This window comes from Enterococcus sp. LJL128 (genome assembly GCF_056924295.1).
This window is the reverse complement of record NZ_JBXPBP010000015.1, coordinates 61,734-80,187: the sequence shown is the minus strand read 5'-3', so window position 1 is coordinate 80,187 and position 18,454 is coordinate 61,734. Positions and strand designations below refer to the sequence as shown.

The 18,454-nt window shown below is 34.5% G+C and carries 17 protein-coding genes; 16 read left to right on the top strand and 1 reads right to left on the bottom strand.

Annotated elements, in window-relative coordinates; genetic code table 11:
• Positions 1-132: 132 nt before the first annotated feature.
• Positions 133-1,224, bottom strand: coding sequence for a flavodoxin-dependent (E)-4-hydroxy-3-methylbut-2-enyl-diphosphate synthase (ispG, locus tag AC1Z3K_RS15215; RefSeq protein WP_461733182.1), 1,092 nt, complete (start codon positions 1,222-1,224; stop codon positions 133-135).
• Positions 1,225-1,615: 391 nt separating this feature from the next.
• Here ispG and AC1Z3K_RS15210 point away from each other — a divergent pair, with 391 nt between their 5' ends.
• The 16 genes from AC1Z3K_RS15210 to AC1Z3K_RS15135 all read left to right on the top strand — a co-directional run bounded on the left by AC1Z3K_RS15210 (position 1,616) and on the right by AC1Z3K_RS15135 (position 18,454).
• Positions 1,616-2,224 carry a superoxide dismutase gene (locus tag AC1Z3K_RS15210; RefSeq protein ID WP_461733181.1) on the top strand — a complete coding sequence of 203 codons (609 nt, stop codon included), beginning with the start codon at positions 1,616-1,618 and terminating at the stop codon, positions 2,222-2,224.
• 110 nt (positions 2,225-2,334) lie between these two features.
• Complete coding sequence (gene dapF, locus AC1Z3K_RS15205; protein ID WP_461733186.1) at positions 2,335-3,303, top strand: diaminopimelate epimerase; 969 nt, start codon at positions 2,335-2,337, stop codon at positions 3,301-3,303.
• Positions 3,304-3,395: 92 nt separating this feature from the next.
• On the top strand, positions 3,396-4,187 hold the full coding sequence (locus AC1Z3K_RS15200) for a YveK family protein (RefSeq protein ID WP_461733180.1): 792 nt from the start codon (positions 3,396-3,398) through the stop codon (positions 4,185-4,187).
• An 11-nt stretch (positions 4,188-4,198) separates the two neighbouring features.
• Entirely contained in the window at positions 4,199-4,891 is a 693-nt protein-coding gene (locus tag AC1Z3K_RS15195) for a CpsD/CapB family tyrosine-protein kinase (RefSeq protein WP_461733179.1), read from the top strand.
• 30 nt (positions 4,892-4,921) lie between these two features.
• Entirely contained in the window at positions 4,922-5,686 is a 765-nt protein-coding gene (locus AC1Z3K_RS15190) for a tyrosine-protein phosphatase (RefSeq protein ID WP_461733178.1), read from the top strand.
• Positions 5,687-5,703: 17 nt separating this feature from the next.
• Positions 5,704-7,500: a polysaccharide biosynthesis protein gene (locus AC1Z3K_RS15185; RefSeq protein WP_461733177.1), complete on the top strand. Its 1,797-nt coding sequence runs from the start codon at positions 5,704-5,706 to the stop codon at positions 7,498-7,500.
• A 9-nt stretch (positions 7,501-7,509) separates the two neighbouring features.
• The gene (locus AC1Z3K_RS15180; protein WP_461733176.1) at positions 7,510-8,805 is read left to right on the top strand and encodes a 3-hydroxyacyl-CoA dehydrogenase family protein; all 1,296 of its coding nucleotides are present in this window, start codon (positions 7,510-7,512) and stop codon (positions 8,803-8,805) included.
• A gap of 16 nt (positions 8,806-8,821) precedes the next feature.
• A complete protein-coding gene (locus AC1Z3K_RS15175; RefSeq protein WP_461733175.1) occupies positions 8,822-10,072 on the top strand; it encodes an acetyl-CoA acetyltransferase in 1,251 nt (416 codons plus the stop codon).
• Position 10,073: 1 nt separating this feature from the next.
• Entirely contained in the window at positions 10,074-10,700 is a 627-nt protein-coding gene (locus AC1Z3K_RS15170) for a NeuD/PglB/VioB family sugar acetyltransferase (RefSeq protein ID WP_461733174.1), read from the top strand.
• Positions 10,701-10,738: 38 nt separating this feature from the next.
• Positions 10,739-11,821, top strand: a complete 1,083-nt coding sequence (locus AC1Z3K_RS15165; RefSeq protein ID WP_461733185.1) for a DegT/DnrJ/EryC1/StrS family aminotransferase — start codon at positions 10,739-10,741, stop codon at positions 11,819-11,821.
• A complete protein-coding gene (locus tag AC1Z3K_RS15160; RefSeq protein WP_461733173.1) occupies positions 11,814-12,446 on the top strand; it encodes a sugar transferase in 633 nt (210 codons plus the stop codon). Before AC1Z3K_RS15165 ends, AC1Z3K_RS15160 begins: the two co-directional genes overlap by 8 nt.
• Positions 12,439-13,707: a glycosyltransferase family 4 protein gene (locus AC1Z3K_RS15155; protein WP_461733172.1), complete on the top strand. Its 1,269-nt coding sequence runs from the start codon at positions 12,439-12,441 to the stop codon at positions 13,705-13,707. The genes AC1Z3K_RS15160 and AC1Z3K_RS15155 overlap by 8 nt, the downstream gene beginning before the upstream one ends.
• A complete protein-coding gene (locus tag AC1Z3K_RS15150) occupies positions 13,688-15,595 on the top strand; it encodes a heparinase II/III domain-containing protein (protein WP_461733171.1) in 1,908 nt (635 codons plus the stop codon). The genes AC1Z3K_RS15155 and AC1Z3K_RS15150 overlap by 20 nt, the downstream gene beginning before the upstream one ends.
• 17 nt (positions 15,596-15,612) lie before the next feature.
• The gene (locus tag AC1Z3K_RS15145; protein WP_461733170.1) at positions 15,613-16,710 is read left to right on the top strand and encodes a glycosyltransferase; all 1,098 of its coding nucleotides are present in this window, start codon (positions 15,613-15,615) and stop codon (positions 16,708-16,710) included.
• Entirely contained in the window at positions 16,707-17,999 is a 1,293-nt protein-coding gene (locus tag AC1Z3K_RS15140; RefSeq protein ID WP_461733169.1) for an O-antigen polymerase, read from the top strand. Before AC1Z3K_RS15145 ends, AC1Z3K_RS15140 begins: the two co-directional genes overlap by 4 nt.
• Complete coding sequence (locus tag AC1Z3K_RS15135) at positions 17,996-18,454, top strand: serine O-acetyltransferase (RefSeq protein ID WP_461733168.1); 459 nt, start codon at positions 17,996-17,998, stop codon at positions 18,452-18,454. Before AC1Z3K_RS15140 ends, AC1Z3K_RS15135 begins: the two co-directional genes overlap by 4 nt.

The window sequence follows — 18,454 nt, the reverse complement described above, 5'->3', positions numbered from 1 at the left end:
AAGAAAATTAGGAAAATATATGGAGAGAAAGAGAAGGGAAGAAGAAAAAACAAGCCCGATTTTGACATTCATCATCAAAATCGAGCTTGTTTTCTTTTTGAGAGTGGATTATGTCCCAGTCTCATCTCTATTTTATATTTCTTCACCACGGGCATAGGCTTCAGCTAATAGGTCTACCTCTTTTTTTAGTTCCTCTACCATGATTTCCTCTGGAACAGTTCGGATAATCTTTCCTTTTTTGAAAAGCATCCCTTTTCCTTGACCGCCTGCAATACCGATATCTGCTTCTCTGGCTTCTCCCGGACCGTTCACTGCACAGCCTAGAACGGCTACTTTGATGGGTGCCTTGATTTTTTCGATATAAGCTTCGATTTCATTAGCAATCGGAATCAAATCGATTTCAATCCGTCCGCAGGTTGGACAGGAGATTAGAGTTGCAGCATTACTTGCTAAGCCAAAGGATTTTAGAACTTCTCTAGCCACCTTTATTTCTTCTACAGGATCAGCAGAAAGAGACACACGACAAGTATTTCCGATTCCTCGAGAAAGAAGAGCTCCCAGCCCGGCAGCCGACTTAATCCCGCCGGAAAACTGTGTGCCAGCCTCAGTAATACCTAAATGAAGCGGGTAGTCAAAGCTTTCTGCCGCCAGAGAATAAGCATCAATGGCAAGGTTCACATCACTGGCTTTTAAAGATACGATGATATCATAAAAATCCAAATCTTCTAAGATTTTAATATGTTCTATAGCACTGGCCACCATTGCTTCAGCAGTAGGATAGCCATATTGTTGAAGAAATTTCTTTTCTAACGAGCCGGCGTTGACACCGATTCTGATTGGAATCCCTTTTTCTTTGCAGGCAGCAACAACTTTTTCAACCCGGTCTTTCCGGCCGATATTTCCGGGGTTAATCCTGATTTTGTCGACGCCCTGCTCAATTGCTTTCAAGGCTAACCGATAATCAAAATGGATATCAGCAACTAAAGGAATATGGATTTGTTTTTTTATCGCACCTAATGCATTTGCTGCTGCTTCATCAGGAACAGCCACCCGCACAATCTGACAGCCAGCTTCTTCTAATTCCAAAATCTGAGCAACAGTTCCTTCTACATCGTGCGTTTTTGTTGTGCACATACTTTGAATGAACAATTCATTACTTCCGCCAATTGTTAAGTCGCCAACCTTTACCGGGCGAGTATTCTTTCGATGAACCATCTTCTTCATGAATCTCTCTCCTTTACCTTGTCTAATGGAATGGGGTGAAGCAGCTGAATCAAATGCTTATGAAACAGACAATGTATTCTAAAATATAGTATTTTCCGTTTATCAATAAACAATAGTAACATATTCCGGCAAAAGAAGAACTATAAAAATGTTTAAAATTGTGCTAAGAAAAAGAAGAAATTGAAGTGATGGCTTATATTTAACTGGAAAAATTGAGTTTTTTTGAGAGGAGTTGAAGTTATTTTTTAGTGTTTTTTCCTGTATAGTGCAGGAAAGCAAAAAAAACGTGGAAAAAAGAGTGTTTGTAAGCAATTATTTTGAAGGTTGGCTTCAAGTTTGTTATGCTGATATTGTATAGAGTTTAAAACATTGATTTTGGAGGAGATTTAAGATGACTTATAAACTACCAGATTTACCTTATGCTTACGATGCTTTGGAACCAAACATTGACACAGAAACGATGCATTTGCACCATGACAAGCATCATAATACCTATGTAACCAACTTGAATGGCGCAATTGAGAAGCATCCTGAATTGGGCGAGAAATCGGTTGAAGCATTGATTGCCGATTTAGATAGTATTCCAGAAGATATCCGCGGTGTTGTGAGAAACAATGGCGGCGGCCATGCAAATCATACATTTTTCTGGGAAATTATGGGTCCTAATGGCGGTGGAGAGCCGACTGGGGATATCAAGACAGCCATTGATGAAGCATTTGGAAGCTTTGATGCATTTAAAGAAGAATTCAAAACTGCAGCGACTGGACGTTTCGGTTCAGGCTGGGCTTGGTTAATTGTTAATAACGGTAAGCTTGAAATCACATCAACACCAAATCAGGACTCTCCTTTAATGGAAGGCAAGACACCTGTTTTAGGTTTAGATGTTTGGGAACACGCATATTATTTGAAGTATAAAAATGTACGTCCTGATTATATTGCTGCATTTTGGAATGTTGTAAATTGGGATAAAGTAAATGAAAATCTAAAGAATGCAAAATAAAAATTAATAAAAAAGAGGAGAAGTAAAAAAATTACTGTTCTCCTCTTTTTTTTTATGGCATACTAGTAGTTGGAGTGTTCTCAGGAAAAGGGAGGTTTCTTAAATTGAATGTGTCTTTGTATAAAGTACATGGATCGGGTAATGATTTTTTTATTTTAGATGAAAGAAAGCTTTCAAAACCGCTGACAAGCTCAGAGATTGAGCAGCTAAGAATCAATCTGTGCGACCGTGAAACAGGGCTTTTAGGCGGAGCGGATGGCATTCTGCTTATAGAAAATGTGAGTAAAGGAACAAGTCTGGCTAAAATGCGTGTTATAAACAGAGATGGAAGCGAAGCAAGTATGTGCGGCAATGGATTGCGCACAGTAGCTAGATACCTCTCTGATAGCTACCAAAAGGAATTCTTTTCAATAGAAACAATGTTTGCTGATTTAAAGGTTGGAAAAACAGACAACTTTGCAGAAGGTGTGCCTGCTTATCAGGTAGAAATATCACCGGTCAGCTTTGACAAGGATGCTGTTCCGATGATTTATTCCCAACAAACCATAATTAACAAGATGATTCCAGAGCTTTCTGATACTTTGCACTTTTCAGTAGTTTCTGTACCCAATCCCCATTTAATTGCGTTTGTTGATCATAAGGGACTGTATGATGGAGAATTAGAGCGGATTGCAGCTTATGTCAATGGCGAAAATCCAATTTTTCTCGATGGCATTAATGTTAGTTTTGTTGAAGTAGTTGCCGAAAACAAATTGTTTGTGCGGACGTATGAGCGAGGTGTCGGTTTAACCAGTGCCTGTGGAACAGCTATGTGTGCAAGCAGCTTAATGTATGCGCTGCTGTATTCCAGACGCTTTTGTGAAAAGATTACCGTAAAAAATACGGGAGGAATGGTTCAGACCGTTGTCCATGAAACCGGAGACGGAGGTTACTGGATGGAGCTAATAGGAAATGCAACAATTACCCATCGCATTAACGGAACCTTACCAGCATTGCTTGATGGAACCTTTAATAAGCTTATAATTGAAGAAACGGATGAGCAAACGGCTTATCTTAAATTTATAAAAAGTATAATATAGTATGGTAAAAAGTATGAATAAGTGTATAATTTGAGGTTAGAATAAATTATTTTCCGCTAATTAGAAATATTAGCAGCAACTAGGAGGAAAAAATGGAAGAGACAATAAGTTTAAAGGATATATTTAGAATTTTAAGAAAAAGGCTGGCTTTGATTATTTTTGGAATGATCATAGGAGTTGCCGCGGCAGGTGTGCTCACTTTTTTTGTGATTGCACCCAAATACAGTTCTCAGGCACAGCTAATTGTTCGATTGCCTCAAGGTGAAATGAATAATGTGAATGATATTAACGCCAATTTGCAGATGATTAATACATATAAAGATTTAATCACTAGTGACACAGTCTTAAGTGCTGTCCAACAGAGGATGAGGGAAGAATACAATCAGGAAATTTCTATTGAAAGCTTGAAAGGAAGCTTGCAAGTAAAGCAGTCTCAAAACTCTCAAATGTTTTCGATTAGTTCAACAACAGATGATCCGATTCTATCCGAGCAAATAGCCAATCAGACTTCTACAGTTTTTAAAGACACTGCGTTGAACACATTAAATGTTGACAAAATTACGATTATTTCGAATGCTTCAGCGAATGTTAATCCTGTTTCGCCCAATAATAAATTGAACTTAGCAGTGGGTTTACTAGGTGGTTTATTAGTTGGAATACTGTTCGCATTTCTTATGGAGGTATTTGATCGTTCCCTAAAAGATGAACACTTTATTTCTGAGGAATTAGAATTACCAATACTTGGTGTGGTGCCGAATATGTCGGCCAAAGAGTTAAATATAAAAATATCGAGAATTACTTCTGAACAGAATGATGAGCTTCAGGGAAATGCGCCAAAAGAAAATGGGCAGCAGCCATTACGTAGAACTCGGACAAGATTATAGGAGAGAAACGAATGAAAAATAATTTAAAAAAACAGGATACAGAAAAAGGAGTTAGTCTAATCACTTTGGCAGACAAAGCTTCTCCCGTTTCAGAACAATATCGGACGATTCGTACAAATATTCAATATTCCATGATAGATCATGATTTACACACCTTAGTAATCACTTCATCTGGTCCGGGTGAAGGGAAATCGACTACTTCAGCTAATCTGGCTGTTGTCTTTGCTGATTCCGGAAAGAAAGTTCTGCTGGTGGATGCAGATTTGCGAAAACCAACAGTAGCCAAAACATTTAATTTATCTAATGTAAATGGTTTAAGCAGTATCTTAGGAAAGCGGCAGGTGAATATTCAAGAAATTATTCAGAGGTCAGGAGTAGATAATCTTCATATTTTACCTAGTGGACCTAAACCGCCAAATCCCTCAGAATTGCTTGGATCTGCTCGAATGAGCCGCTTGATTGAGGAACTAAAGCATAGCTACGATTTAATTATTTTTGATATGCCTCCAGTTGTAACAGTTACAGATGCTCAGATTTTGTCATCTAAAGCAGATGGAACGATTGTAGTAGCTAGAGAAGATGTGTCTAATCGTGAGGCGTTGAGAAAAGCGAAAAGTTTACTGAATTATGTTGATGCCAATATTTTGGGTGTTGTATATAATGGTGCCAGAAATATGACTGAACAAGGCTATTATTACGGGTAAGAGAAACAAAAACAAAGGTAGGCGAGTAGAATGATTGATTTGCATTGCCATATTTTGCCAGGGATAGATGATGGAGCTCAAACGTTGGAAGATTCTATTGCTATGGCTGAAACAGCCGTAGCACAAGGAATTGAGCATATCCTTTGTACTCCACATCATAACAACGGCAGCTACAATAATCCAGCTGCCGAAGTTATTTTAAAAGTTAGGGAGCTTCAGGGGGTTTTAGATTTACGTGGAATTCCTTTAACTTTATATGAAGGACAGGAAGTACATATTACTGAAAAATTACTTCAACAGATTCAAGATGGAGATATACTTTTTGCGGATTTGAATGATAAATATATACTGATAGAGTTTCCTTTTGAGGGAATCCCAGAGTACACTGAACCAATTTTTTTTGAGTTAACCCAAAGAGGACATCGTCCAATCATTGTTCATCCAGAACGTAACAGTACTTTTATTGAAGATCCTAACCGACTTATCCCATTTATTCAAATGGGGGCATTGGCCCAATTGACAGCACCAAGTTATCTAGGTGTCTTTGGTAGAGAGATTGAACAAACTGCTAAGCTGATGGTGGAGCATAATCTGGTTCAGATGATGGCCTCGGATGCTCATAATACAAAAAGACGCAGTTTTTTTATGCAGCGGGCATTCAAAGCAATTGAACAAGAGTTTGGCAAGAGAAAAGTAACTGCAATGGAGTTTTGTGCGCGGGATGTATTGAATGGGGACGAAATAGCAAGACCTGTATTTAAGGAGATTAAACGGAAAAAATTCCGATTGTTTTAGAAAGAGTGGCTAGTGGTATGTCGAGAATTCAGAAATTAATGATGTTGGTATCAATAGATTCCATCATCATTATTGGGGCAAATATATTTACTTATTTTTATATGATGCCTTATATTCATATTTCAACAGATTTTGTATTTATTAGTACATTGCTACAATTGTTTTTTTACATAATATTTGGTTTTATCTTTAAAATTTTTACTCGAATCAATCGTTTTACTAATTTGAGAGAAATGATTGCGATTTTTTTTGCTACGAGTATTAGTCTTCTTTTAGAAGGAATCATTCTTTTTAGAGAGAGTCGCCGTTTTTTGTTATTAACGTATCTAATCACCACTTTTATAATTATATCAAGTCGGTTAGTGTGGCGCTTATTTATCGAATGGCGCAATGGCAAGCGTGGTGTTAATCCTAAAGCTAAGAAAACGTTAATCATTGGTGCTGGGGAAGGCGGCCGAATATTACTTTCAAGTCTGAGCACTTCAACAACTAGCAGAGATATACAAGTCGTTGGGTTTATTGATGATGCATCAGATAAATATAGAATGTACTTGTCTGGAGTAAAGGTACTAGGAAAAACAGAGGATATTCCCAAAATCGTTGAGGAATACAATGTTGAAATGTTGACAATAGCCATCCCTTCCTTAAAGAAAGAAGAACTGCAAAGGATTTTGGATATTGTAACGCCTCTTGGTTTGCCTGTTAATGCTATGCCGGCATTAGAAGAGGTAGCTTCGGGCAATATCACCATCTCTCGGTTAAAACAAATAAATGTAGTAGATTTGTTGGGGAGAGAAGAAGTTAAGCTGGATATGAATCAGCTAAAGGGGAAAATTACAAACAAGATAATTTTGGTGACAGGTGCTGGGGGATCAATTGGTTCGGAGATTTGTCGGCAGCTGATGCGTTTTAACCCTAAGAAGCTTATTTTATTGGGGCATGGAGAGAATTCAATCTATTTGATTCATAAGGAGCTTACCAATAAATATCCTAATAAACTAACAGAGATTATTCCAATCATTGCTGATATTCAGGATAAACAACGGTTAGTAGACGTGATGAGTATATACAAACCGGACACTGTCTATCACGCAGCCGCTCATAAACATGTTCCGTTAATGGAATACAACCCGATTGAAGCAGTGAAAAACAATGTGTACGGTACAAAGAATGTTGCTGAGGCCGCCAAAGAGTGTGGAGTTGAAAACTTTGTTATGATTTCAACAGATAAAGCAGTAAATCCGCCGAATGTTATGGGTGCAACGAAACGAATTGCTGAGATGATTGTTACAGGTATGAATGAAGAAGGCTGTACCAAGTTTTGTGCTGTTCGCTTTGGAAATGTATTGGGCAGCCGCGGTAGTGTGATTCCTGTTTTTGAAGAACAAATAAGTCGTGGCGGACCAGTAACAGTTACCGATTTTCGGATGACAAGATACTTTATGACTATTCCAGAGGCAAGCCGTTTGGTTATTCAAGCTGGGGCTTTGGCAAACGGCGGAGAAATTTTTATTCTGGATATGGGCAAGCCAGTTAGGATTTATGATTTGGCAAAAAAAATCATTCAACTGAGCGGTTATCAGGAGGGTGAAATTGAAATTGTTGAAACTGGTATTCGTCCAGGAGAGAAATTGTATGAAGAATTGTTAGTAAGTAAAGAGAAAAACTCAAAACAGGTCTATGAGAAAATCTTTATAGGGAATGTAAATGGCTTTTCAATTGAAGAAGTAATGGAGTTTGTCGAACATTTACCAAAAGATTCTGAGAAATTGAGTAAAGAGTTGGTAAAATTTGCCAATGAATCGAGTAAGTGAGGGATGAACTTGAATATTGAAACAGTAACAATCGTTGGTGCAAATGGAAATATGGGCAAAAATGTGGCAGGAATTGTCGCAGGTTTTGGAAATTGTAAAGTTTTTTTGATTTCTAGATCAATAGAGAAATCAACAGAAGCAATCGAGTCAATTTGTAGAAGTATTAAGTCGGATAGGATAAAAAAACAACTAATACCAAAAGATTATTCGGATTTGGAAGCCTGTGTACGTGACTCTGACTGGGTATTTGAATCTGTTGCAGAAGATATAGCAGTTAAAATGGATTTAACAAAAGCTATTTTTTCTTATAGCGGCGAAAAGACGATTGTAAGTACAGGGACTTCAGGATTATCGATTAGTGAGATAGCTAAGGAAATACCAAAAAATAAAAGAAGTTTGTACTTTGGTACACATTTCTTTAATCCACCATACAATTTAAATCTATGCGAATTAGTTGAAACAGAGTTTGTTGATCAACAGCTAGTTACAAAGTTTGCTCAATATTTAGAAGAGAATCTGCTGCGAACAATTGTGCGGGTGAAGGATAAGCCTGCTTTTTTAGCAAACAGAGTAGGTTTTCATTTTATTAATCGTGCATGTCATTTAGCTAATGACTATAAAAGTGCCGGTGGAATTGATTATATCGATTATCTTTTTCAAGGAGTAACGGGTAGAAGTATGCCACCGTTATTAACAGCTGATTTTGTGGGTCTTGATGTACATGTAGCAATTATTGATAATTTAAAGGAAAATACAGCTGATTATTGTAATGAAGTTTTTAGACGTCCTAAGTTTCTTGAGGATTTATTGACCAAAGGCTTGCTTGGGCGCAAAGCTGGTGGAGGATTGTATCGTCAGACTAAATCTGATACTCAGTTGAAGACAGAAGTTTATGATATTGTTTCAGGTGGTTTTCGTGAAAAAAGAAGGTATAATATTCCTTTAATTGAGAATATGAAGAAACAAATTAGACTTGGAAATTATCTTGAAGCATATCAATATTTAATACAGGATTCTTCTCAGGAGGGATGTTTATTGAAAGATTTACTGACAGATAATGCTGTGTATTCTTATTATGTAAGCAATGAGTTGGCAGATAATACTGCTGCTGTTGACAAGGCTATGGTTAATGGCTTCAACTGGTGTGCACCAAGTAGCTGGCTCGAAATATTTGGCGGACAAGATAATTTTGAAGCTGTATATCAACAGTCTGCTGAAAATCAAGTGTCTAAGCAGGAGTTTACAGGTCTCGTAGAGTCAGTCTTCACTGCAGAGTTTGATTTTAGAAAGTTTATCAAGGCGTAAGACTAAGGAGAAAAAAATGAACGATGTATATATCCTAAATGGAGTTCAGACTGACTTTGAAAGAAACTGGTCGAAAGAAGGAAAAACAGAGTTAGCTCTTCTAAAAGAAGTGGTAGAAGACCTGTTGACAAAGACAGGAATTTCAAGAGAAGAGCTGAAAGAGTTGAATGATAAAAACCGAGTTGCTTGTTTTGTTGGTAATTTTGCAGCAGAACGTTATGTGAATCAAGGACATCTGGGCTCACTTTTAACTGAAGTGGATGAAGTTTTTTATGGTATACCTTCTGCAAGGTATGAAGCAGCTTGTGCTTCTGGATCGGTTGCAGTGGATGCTGCAGTTTCCAAAATCAGAAGTGATGACTATGATGTAGCTATTGTGATTGGCTGGGAAATGATGAAAACCGTTGATTCAGCTACTGGTGGAGATATTTTAGGACTTGCATCTTTATATGAAGAAGAAGCAAATGGAGTTGCGTATCCTTTTCCTAATTTATTTGGCCGGTTAGCTTCAAAGATTTTAGAGTTGGAAGAAGGGCGGGAAGATTTAATTTTATCTAGCCTTGCAACAATCTCTCAAAAAAATTATGCGAATGCTAAGCGTAATCAGTTGGCACAAACTAGAAAATGGTTTATGAGTAAGGACCATGCTTTAGGAAGAGGTTCTGTGTACAATCCAATTATTGGTGATGGTGTATTGGCTGTTTCCGACTGTTCTCAGGTAACAGACGGTGCAGCAGCAGTCATACTTTGTAATGAAGCATATTTATCAGGCAGAGATCAAGCGAACGTTTCTAAAATCAAAGGCTGGGGACATAGGGTAGCGCCTTTAACTTTAAAGAAAAAGTTGGCGGGAAGCAGCCAAGGAAAACCGATTTTACCTTGGACTAAATTAGCCGTATCTGAAGCATATAAACGGGCAGGATTAAATGTAGCTGATATTGATGTGTTTGAAACACATGACTGTTTTACTTCTAGTGAGTATGTTGCTGTTTCCAGCTTTGGTATTTGTGGAGAAGGAGAAGAGTACAAAGTGATAGAAGCTGGACTGACAAGTTTTGCTGGTGAAAAACCAATTAATCCCAGTGGCGGCTTAATTGGTGCGGGACATCCTGTAGGCGCCAGCGGTGTTAGAATGCTTCTTGATCTTCATAAGCAAGTGACGAATCAAGCAGGAACCTACCAAATTAAAGATGCCAAAAATGGTGCAATGCTCAATTTAGGTGGTTCTGCGACAACTAATTTTGCGTTTATCGTGGGGAGACCTTAATATGGAAAATATAATAATTATTGGAGCCGGTGGCTTTGGAAGAGAAGTAGCTTGGTTAATTGAAAGAACAAGTAAATATAACATTTTAGGTTATGTAGATGATAATAGTGAAGTGGAATCAAAAGATTATAATTATCTAGGAAATATGTCCTATTTGAAATCAATTAAGGAAAAAACGGCTATTGCGATTGCAATAGGAAATCCCTTTGTTAGAGAAAAAATATATTTATCAATTGCAGAAAAAGAGAATTTTAGCTTTCCAAACTTAATTGACCCCAATGCGTTGGTTGGTAATCGGGTTACTATGGGAATTGGAAATATTATTTGTGCGAACAGTGTTTTAACAGTTGACATAGCATTAGAAAACTTCAATTTAATTAATTTGAATACAACAATTGGGCATGATGTTCAACTGGCGTCATTCAATTCAGTCTATCCAAGTGTAAATCTTTCTGGCTATGTTTCATTGAATGGCCATGTAGAAATTGGAACAGGATGTCAGCTGATTCCAGGAGTAACGATAAATGAAAATGCTACACTAGGTGCAGGTAGCGTTGCTATCAAAGATATTCCAGCTAATGCTGTAGCGGTGGGTATTCCAGCAAGTATAAAGAAAATTAAGGAGTGAACAGCTTGACTAAAAAAATTCTTTTAGCTTCACCTCATATGAGTGATGAAGGTTATGAGCAAGCTTTTGTACAAGAAGCTTTTGACACAAATTGGATTGCTCCATTAGGAGAGAATGTAAATAAGTTTGAAGAAGAGCTGGCTGATTTGGTAAATATCGATCATGCTGCAGCGTTATCTTCAGGGACAGCTGCTATTCACTTGGCGCTAAAGGACGCTGGAGTAGATAAAGGAGATATTGTTTTATGTCAGTCGTTAACTTTCTCAGCTACTGCTAATCCTATTATTTATCAAGGCGCGATACCCGTTTTTATTGATAGTGACTTTGCGACATGGAATATGGATCCTGTTTATCTGAGAAAGGCATTAGAAAAATATCCTCAGACCAAAGCAGTGATTGTGGTACACTTATATGGTTTGTCGGCTGCCATTGATGAAATTCAAGCAATTTGTGATGAATATGGTGTGACATTGATTGAAGATGCTGCAGAGTCACTGGGAACTACATATAAAGATAAGGCAACTGGAACATTTGGAAAATATGGTATTTATTCATTTAATGGGAACAAAATTATTACCACATCTGGTGGTGGTATGTTAGTTTCAAATGACAAGGAAGCGATTGATAAAGCACGATTCTGGGCTACCCAGTCTAGAGATCAAGCTAGGCATTATCAGCATAGTGAATTAGGCTATAACTATCGTATGAGTAATATTGTAGCTGGTATTGGACGAGGACAATTGAAGATTTTGGCGGAGCGAGTAAAAAAGAAAAATGAGATTTACCAGTTTTATAAAAAAGAACTTGAAGCGTTTGAACAAGTGTCATTCATGCCAGAAAATGAATGGAATCAGCCAAACTTTTGGCTGAGCTGTATCACGCTTAAAGGAGTTGCTCCGGAAGAAATAATGGATGCACTTGCTGAAGATGATATTGAATCACGACCAATATGGAAGCCAATGCATATGCAGCCTTATTTTGAAAAGTATGATTATTTTGGTGACAAGGTTTCGCAGACGCTGTTTGAAACCGGCGTTTGTCTCCCTTCAGATACTAAAATGACAGATGAAGATCTTGAACGGGTAGTGAAGATTATCAAGAGGGTGTTGGCTGGTGACTAAACAGGGAGCATATGGAAAATGGGTTAAGCGTTTGTTAGATTGTTTATTATCTGCTATAGCACTAGTAGTGTTGAGTCCTATATATTTAATTGTTGCTTTATTGGTAAAAGTAAAATTGGGTAGTCCTATAATTTTTAAACAGCAAAGACCAGGACTAAATGAGAAAGTTTTTTCTATGTATAAGTTTAGAACGATGACAGATGAGCGAGATGAAAAGGGTGAGCTGTTGCCGGATGATATTCGACTAACTAAGTTTGGCAAATTTCTGCGCTCAACCAGTTTAGATGAATTGCCTGAGCTTTGGAATATTTTCAAAGGAGATATGGCAATTGTCGGACCACGACCTTTATTAGTTGAGTATTTACCACTGTACAACGAGGAACAGTGCAAACGGCATGATGTTCGGCCTGGACTAACAGGATTGGCTCAAGTAAATGGTAGAAACGCTATCAGCTGGGAAGAAAAGTTTAAGCTGGATGTCGAATATTTGGATAATATTTCTTTGGTTTTTGATGCAAAAATTATTGGTTTAACGATTTTAAGAGTATTAAAAAGAGATGGAATATCCGATGGGAAATCTGAAACAAATTCTTTTTTTACTGGTGAGGATGATAAGAATGACTAAGAACATATGGATTATGAATCACTATGCGACAGATATGTATAAGAATAGAGGCGGTAGACATTTTTGGTTTGCTAAATACTTAAAAGCACAAGGCTATAATCCTGTTATAATATGTGCAAACACTTTTCATAATTCTAAAGAATTTATAGAAATCTCAAACAAAGGATATTCAGTTCATCTGTTGGATGAAATTCCTTTTGTTTTTATAAAGACAAAGACAGCATTAGATAATGGTATAGATCGTATAAAAAATATGTTTGATTTCTATAGAAATATTTTAAAAATTCATAACGACATTTCAAAAGAAGTTGAAAAACCAGAAATAATTTACGCTTCTAGTGTTCACCCACTTACTTTAATTGCTGGACTCAAACTAGCAAAAAAGTATAAGATAGCATGTATATCAGAAATTAGAGACTTATGGCCAGAAGCAATATTTTCATTTGGAAAATTAAAAGAAAAATCCATTTTAGGTAGAATATTAACTAAAGGAGAAAAGTGGATATATATAAAGTCGAGTGCCATTATATTTACTAAAGAAGGGGATATTGACTACCTAAAAGAAAAAAAATGGCTTACTAATCAAGGGGGGGGGATTTCTGAAGATAAGATTTTTTACATTAATAATGGAATAGACTTATCAGAATTTAAAAAAAATACAGAATTAAAAAAATATGAGGAATATATTTTTGATGAAAATATATTTTATGTGACATATATTGGGTCAATTCGACCAGTCAATAATGTTAAGAAGATTGTAGATGCGGCTTATTTATTGAAAACAAATTCCAAAATCAAATTTTTGATTTTTGGGATTGGCAGCGAGAAGGATATGTTGGAAGAGTATTCAAAAGAATTAGGCCTCGATAATATCCATTTTATTGGTCAGGTAGATAAACAATATGTTCCATATATCTTATCTAAATCATCTGTTAATCTTTTAAACTATTCAGAGAGTTTATATAATTGGACCAGAGGAAATAGTTCTAATAAACTATTTGAGTATATGGCAGCAGGGAAACCTATTATATCTTCAGTAAAGATGGGTTATTCCCCCATTGAAAGAAATAACATTGGCTTAGAGCTTGAAGAAAGTTCTCCTGAAAACTATGTTGCAGCAATCTTGAAAATAAAGAGTTTAAATTTAGAAGAAAAAAGTAGAATAGAAATTAATGCTTTGTCAGCAGTGAAAGAATACGATTTCAAAAAGCAAACTGAGAGGTTAATAAAGGTAATTAACTATGCGTCTAAAAATAAATGATATAATTACTATTCTTCGCGAGTATAAGATAAACTGGATATTTTTCCGACTAGTATATTCGTTAAAACTCAAATTTTTAAGGAAATTTGAGTTTTTTGAAAAGCTTTTTGAAGTAAATAGAGAAGTTATTGATGTTGATATTTTTAATAAACAAATTGAATTGTCCATCAGTGATATTGAAAAGACTTTGAATAGTATCTCTGAAGAAAATAAGAATAAATATATAATTGATAAAGCTGATGAAATTTGTAAAGGGAACCTTCAAATTTTTTCTTCTAAAAATTTGCATTTTGGAAATCCACCCAAATGGAATTATAATCCTTTGAATGGAAACACTATTAAAAACGATAAAAAATGGTTTGAATATCCTGATTTTAGTGAGGAAATGGGAGATATCAAAGTATATTGGGAACCATCAAGATTTTCCCATGTCCATTATTTAACCAGAGCCTATATTTTAACTAGGGATAAAAAGTATTACGAGGTATATATAATTCAAGTTACTGATTGGTTAAAGGAGAATCCCTATCCTTATGGGTTAAACTATAAGGATGGGCAGGAATGTGCATTGCGAACAATGAATATCCTTATTAGTTATGCTGTTTTTCAACATTATATGGGAGATAATGAATATTTGAAAAGTGCTGTGGAGGAGTTTGTCCAAAGAAACTATTTAAAGATTAGAAGTAACTTTTCATATGCTAAGAAATCAATTAAAAACAATCATACTATTTCTGAAATTATTGGCATGTTAATTTATTCGTTATGTGCAAATGATAATGAAAAAATTATAAAATATGTCAATTTGTTAAATATAGAGCTAGATAAACAAATAATGGCTGATGGTGGATATATTCAGTATTCAGTAAATTATCAACGTGTATTATTACAGCTAGTTGAAATATATTTTTTTATTGAACCATTATGCAAGATAGAAATATCGGAAAGAGTCAAACAAAAGATTTTTGAGAGTGCCCAAATGCTTTATCAAATGCAGGAAGGTGAGGATGGTTCATTACCTAACTATGGCTCAAACGATGGGGCGTGGTTTTTCCCGGTTGCTGCTGTGGAATATTCTGATTATCGTCCAGTTATTAATAGTATTTGTTATTATTATACTGGGAAGTTTTTATATGAGGAAGCTTATTTAACTGAAGAATCAGCTTGGTTTGTGAGATATAAAGATAGATTTGCTACGTCTGAAGTGAAAGAAAGGAAAAGTATCGGTTTTAAAGAAGCAGGGTTATTTACTTTAAAAAATGATAATATATTCATTTTTTCTGTCATGCAGACGTTAAAAAGTCGTCCTAGTCAAATGGACCAAATGCATGTAGATATATGGTTTAAGAAAAAAAATATTTTTATTGATAGTGGTGTATATTCTTATGCTTCTGATTTAGGAAAAGAACTAAAAAGAGAATATGAGCATAACACGGCTCATATATCTGGGCTAGCACAAATGAAAACTTTAGGCAAATTTATGATATATAATTGGCCTAAAGTTGATTTAATTAAACATACTGAAGACAGTCTTGAAGGTACATTAGAAGTGAAAAATAAATATACTCATTTCAGAAAAATAACAATGGCTAACAATGAAATACAATTAATTGATGAACTAATACTTAAAAATAAAAATTGTAAAGATTTAGATGGGAGAATTTATTTTAAAACTCCATATAAGGTACAACAAGATAGTCAAAAAATTTATCTTATAGATGGTGATGAGAAAATAGCGGAACTAATAACAGATGCAGAAGTTCATGTTGAAAAATCTTATTTTAGTAAGTATTATTTAAGAAAACAATATTCAAATAAAATAGTTTTAAAAAAGCAATTTACAACGGATACGGTGTATTTTAAAACTAAAATTCTGTTTAATAGTTAATAAGGAGAAAATGTGAAATGAGATTATTTATTTTAATGACCGATTATCCTGACAATAATGGTTATGTATCCCAGTATTTTGTTCATACTCGAAATATTGAATATTTAAAAAGCGGAATTGAAGTTATTGTCTTAAACTTTTCTGCAAACTCCTCATATGAAATTGATGGAGTAAAAGTTATTAATTTAGATTTATATGAACAAAATAAAGATGATTTTAGATGTAAAACATTAATTTCTCATCAACCAAATCTTAGAAATCACTATAGATTTTTAAAAAAAAATGGAGATAGATTTGATAAATTTATCTTCTTCTTTCATGGTCATGAGGTGTTGAGAACATCGGAAATATATCCTAAGCCCTATGATTACATTAAAAATAGAAATAAACTAAAGGGATTATTGAACAACAGTTACGATACATTCAAACTAAAAATGTGGAAAAATTTTTTTGAAAGAAATAATGAAAAATCTACTTATATTTTTGTAAGCCATTGGATGAAAAAAATGTTTCTTAAGTTCGTAGGAATGGATGAGAAGCTAATAGACGGTAGAAACTACGTAATTTATAATAGTATAGGAAGTTTATTTGAAGAAGAAACATACGATCAAGAAAGTAAGAAAAAATATGATTTTATAACAATAAGAAATATGTTGGACAAATCGAAATATTGTATTGATGTAGTAACTAGATTGGCTCAAAATAACCCTGAGTATAATTTTGCAGTCTTTGGTAAAGGTGATTTTTATAAGTTTATTGAAAAACCGAAAAACTTATTCTTGATAGAAAAGCATTTGTCACATAAAGAAATAATCGAACAGCTAAATAAATCACGATATGCTCTTATGCCAACAAGAGCGGATGCACAAGGTGTTATGATGTGTGAGATGGCCACATTTGGAATTCCGACAATAACTTCTGATATTGATGTCTGTCAAGAAGTATTTTCAAATTTCACAAATGTCACTTTGATTGATAATGACGAATTTAATAAAATTGACGAAAAGAAACTAAAATCAAAATATGAAGAAAAAAATAAAATGTTTTATAGAGAAAATACGATTGGTCATGAAATAAAACTTTTTAAAGAGTTAGTTGAGGAAGATAATGCATGAATGAATTGTTGAGTATAATTCAACTGATTTTAGTCCTTTTTGTGACATTGAAAGAACTGGAAAAAAGAAGTATCTCTATTTTCTTATGGGCAACATTGTTAATCCTATTTAGTGTTCCTCATTTTTTTTCAGTAATGTTTAAACTAAATCAATATAGAGTACAAACTACAATTAGTGCAAGTGTATTTGTAGTAATATTTAGTTTGATATTTTTAGCGTTGCGATTTTTACTAAATAAGGCAAAACATTATCCTTATGATATAGAAACTTTCCCTCGAAGAAGTGCCAGCAAGAAAGCAGCATTTATGTTATTAGTGTTGCTTTGCTTAAGTAGTTTTATGATACTATATGTTAGTGTCAAGTATTTTGGAGGAGTAATGAATGCCTCATGGGGGAAATTCTATATGCTTAATCTTTCGGGAGAGATAGGCAGGGTAATGTTGATTTCTCAATATCTGCTTTTTTGTAGTGGTGGAGTTTTTTTGTATTATCTTATTGTAAAAAATAGAGTTGGCGTAATAATTTCAGGAGCAACGATTTTATTTTATGTTATAGTAACAGGTAACAGAGTAACTATCTTACCGTTAATAACTGGATTAGTTATTTATTTTGTATTCTATAAAAAAATTAAAATATCTATTCGGAATATTATAATTTTGGGAGTGTCAGGTTTTCTAGTAATCTATCTAATTTATTTTTTACGAACATTAAGGATTTTCGGTGGTTTTGCAAATATTCTTACTGATAATAGTTTTGCATCATTGAATACTCAAGTTCTGGAGACTATTTTTAGTGGGGAAGGTGAATTATCATTAAGAAATGTATTCTATTATTTTATTGAAAGAAATAACGAATTTCCCGATTTTAATAAAGGATATTCTTACATAAGGTTATTGTTTATAGTGATACCGGATTTTCTAATAGATGGTGGAAAACCTTCTGATTTTGCTATTTCAATGGGGAGTGCTTGGTTGAATGATTTTTCTAATACCACATACTCTACTCACCCTACGCTTTTTGGAGATATTTTTGCTAATTTTTATTGGTATGGATTTATTATAGGTCCTATTATTTGGGTAGTAATTTGTGAACTTCTTGATTATGTATTATTTAAATCTACTTCAATAATGAAGATAATTTTAGGAGTGAATTTTGCAACAATGTTAATCATAGTAGGAAGAGGTTCTGTATACAATGGAATACTAATTTCTATAGTTACATTTGTTATAGTTGGGGGCATTAGTATTATTTCTAGAATAACTATTTATGATAAGGAGGAAAAAAGTTGAAAAATGTATACAGATGGTACAGTTTCTCCCATTATCTTTATAAAAAGAAATTGATGATACCAGCAAAAGTGATGACATTATTAATTAGATTTATTTTTGGTTGCTTTATTCCTTACTCTGCACAAATAGGAAAAGGAACAATTTTTGGATATGGCGGTATCGGAGTAGTTATTCATACGAGATCAGTTATTGGAGAAAATTGTATAATAGATCAATGTGTTACAGTAGGAGGTAAAAATCTAGAGGAAAATGTTCCTCGAGTAGGAAATAACGTGTATATTGGAGCCGGAGCAAAAATATTAGGGGATATAAAAATTGGAAACAATGTTGTCATAGGTGCTAATGCAGTAGTTACTAAAAATATTCCTGATTCTTGTGTAGTAGCTGGTGTACCTGGAAGAATAATAAAAGAAAATATCGAACTTAGCGATTACAGAAGAAATGTGGAGTTTTAA

What these genes read in the sequence shown, in the direction of transcription:
- ispG (WP_461733182.1), bottom strand. Translation starts at nt 1,224, where the DNA reads ATGAAGAAGATGGTTCATCGAAAGAATACTCGCCCGGTAAAGGTTGGC.
- AC1Z3K_RS15210 (WP_461733181.1), top strand. Translation starts at nt 1,616, where the DNA reads ATGACTTATAAACTACCAGATTTACCTTATGCTTACGATGCTTTGGAA.
- AC1Z3K_RS15200 (WP_461733180.1), top strand. Translation starts at nt 3,396, where the DNA reads ATGGAAGAGACAATAAGTTTAAAGGATATATTTAGAATTTTAAGAAAA.
- AC1Z3K_RS15195 (WP_461733179.1), top strand. Translation starts at nt 4,199, where the DNA reads ATGAAAAATAATTTAAAAAAACAGGATACAGAAAAAGGAGTTAGTCTA.
- AC1Z3K_RS15190 (WP_461733178.1), top strand. Translation starts at nt 4,922, where the DNA reads ATGATTGATTTGCATTGCCATATTTTGCCAGGGATAGATGATGGAGCT.
- AC1Z3K_RS15185 (WP_461733177.1), top strand. Translation starts at nt 5,704, where the DNA reads ATGTCGAGAATTCAGAAATTAATGATGTTGGTATCAATAGATTCCATC.
- AC1Z3K_RS15175 (WP_461733175.1), top strand. Translation starts at nt 8,822, where the DNA reads ATGAACGATGTATATATCCTAAATGGAGTTCAGACTGACTTTGAAAGA.
- AC1Z3K_RS15170 (WP_461733174.1), top strand. Translation starts at nt 10,074, where the DNA reads ATGGAAAATATAATAATTATTGGAGCCGGTGGCTTTGGAAGAGAAGTA.
- AC1Z3K_RS15165 (WP_461733185.1), top strand. Translation starts at nt 10,739, where the DNA reads ATGAGTGATGAAGGTTATGAGCAAGCTTTTGTACAAGAAGCTTTTGAC.
- AC1Z3K_RS15155 (WP_461733172.1), top strand. Translation starts at nt 12,439, where the DNA reads ATGACTAAGAACATATGGATTATGAATCACTATGCGACAGATATGTAT.
- AC1Z3K_RS15150 (WP_461733171.1), top strand. Translation starts at nt 13,688, where the DNA reads ATGCGTCTAAAAATAAATGATATAATTACTATTCTTCGCGAGTATAAG.
- AC1Z3K_RS15145 (WP_461733170.1), top strand. Translation starts at nt 15,613, where the DNA reads ATGAGATTATTTATTTTAATGACCGATTATCCTGACAATAATGGTTAT.
- AC1Z3K_RS15140 (WP_461733169.1), top strand. Translation starts at nt 16,707, where the DNA reads ATGAATGAATTGTTGAGTATAATTCAACTGATTTTAGTCCTTTTTGTG.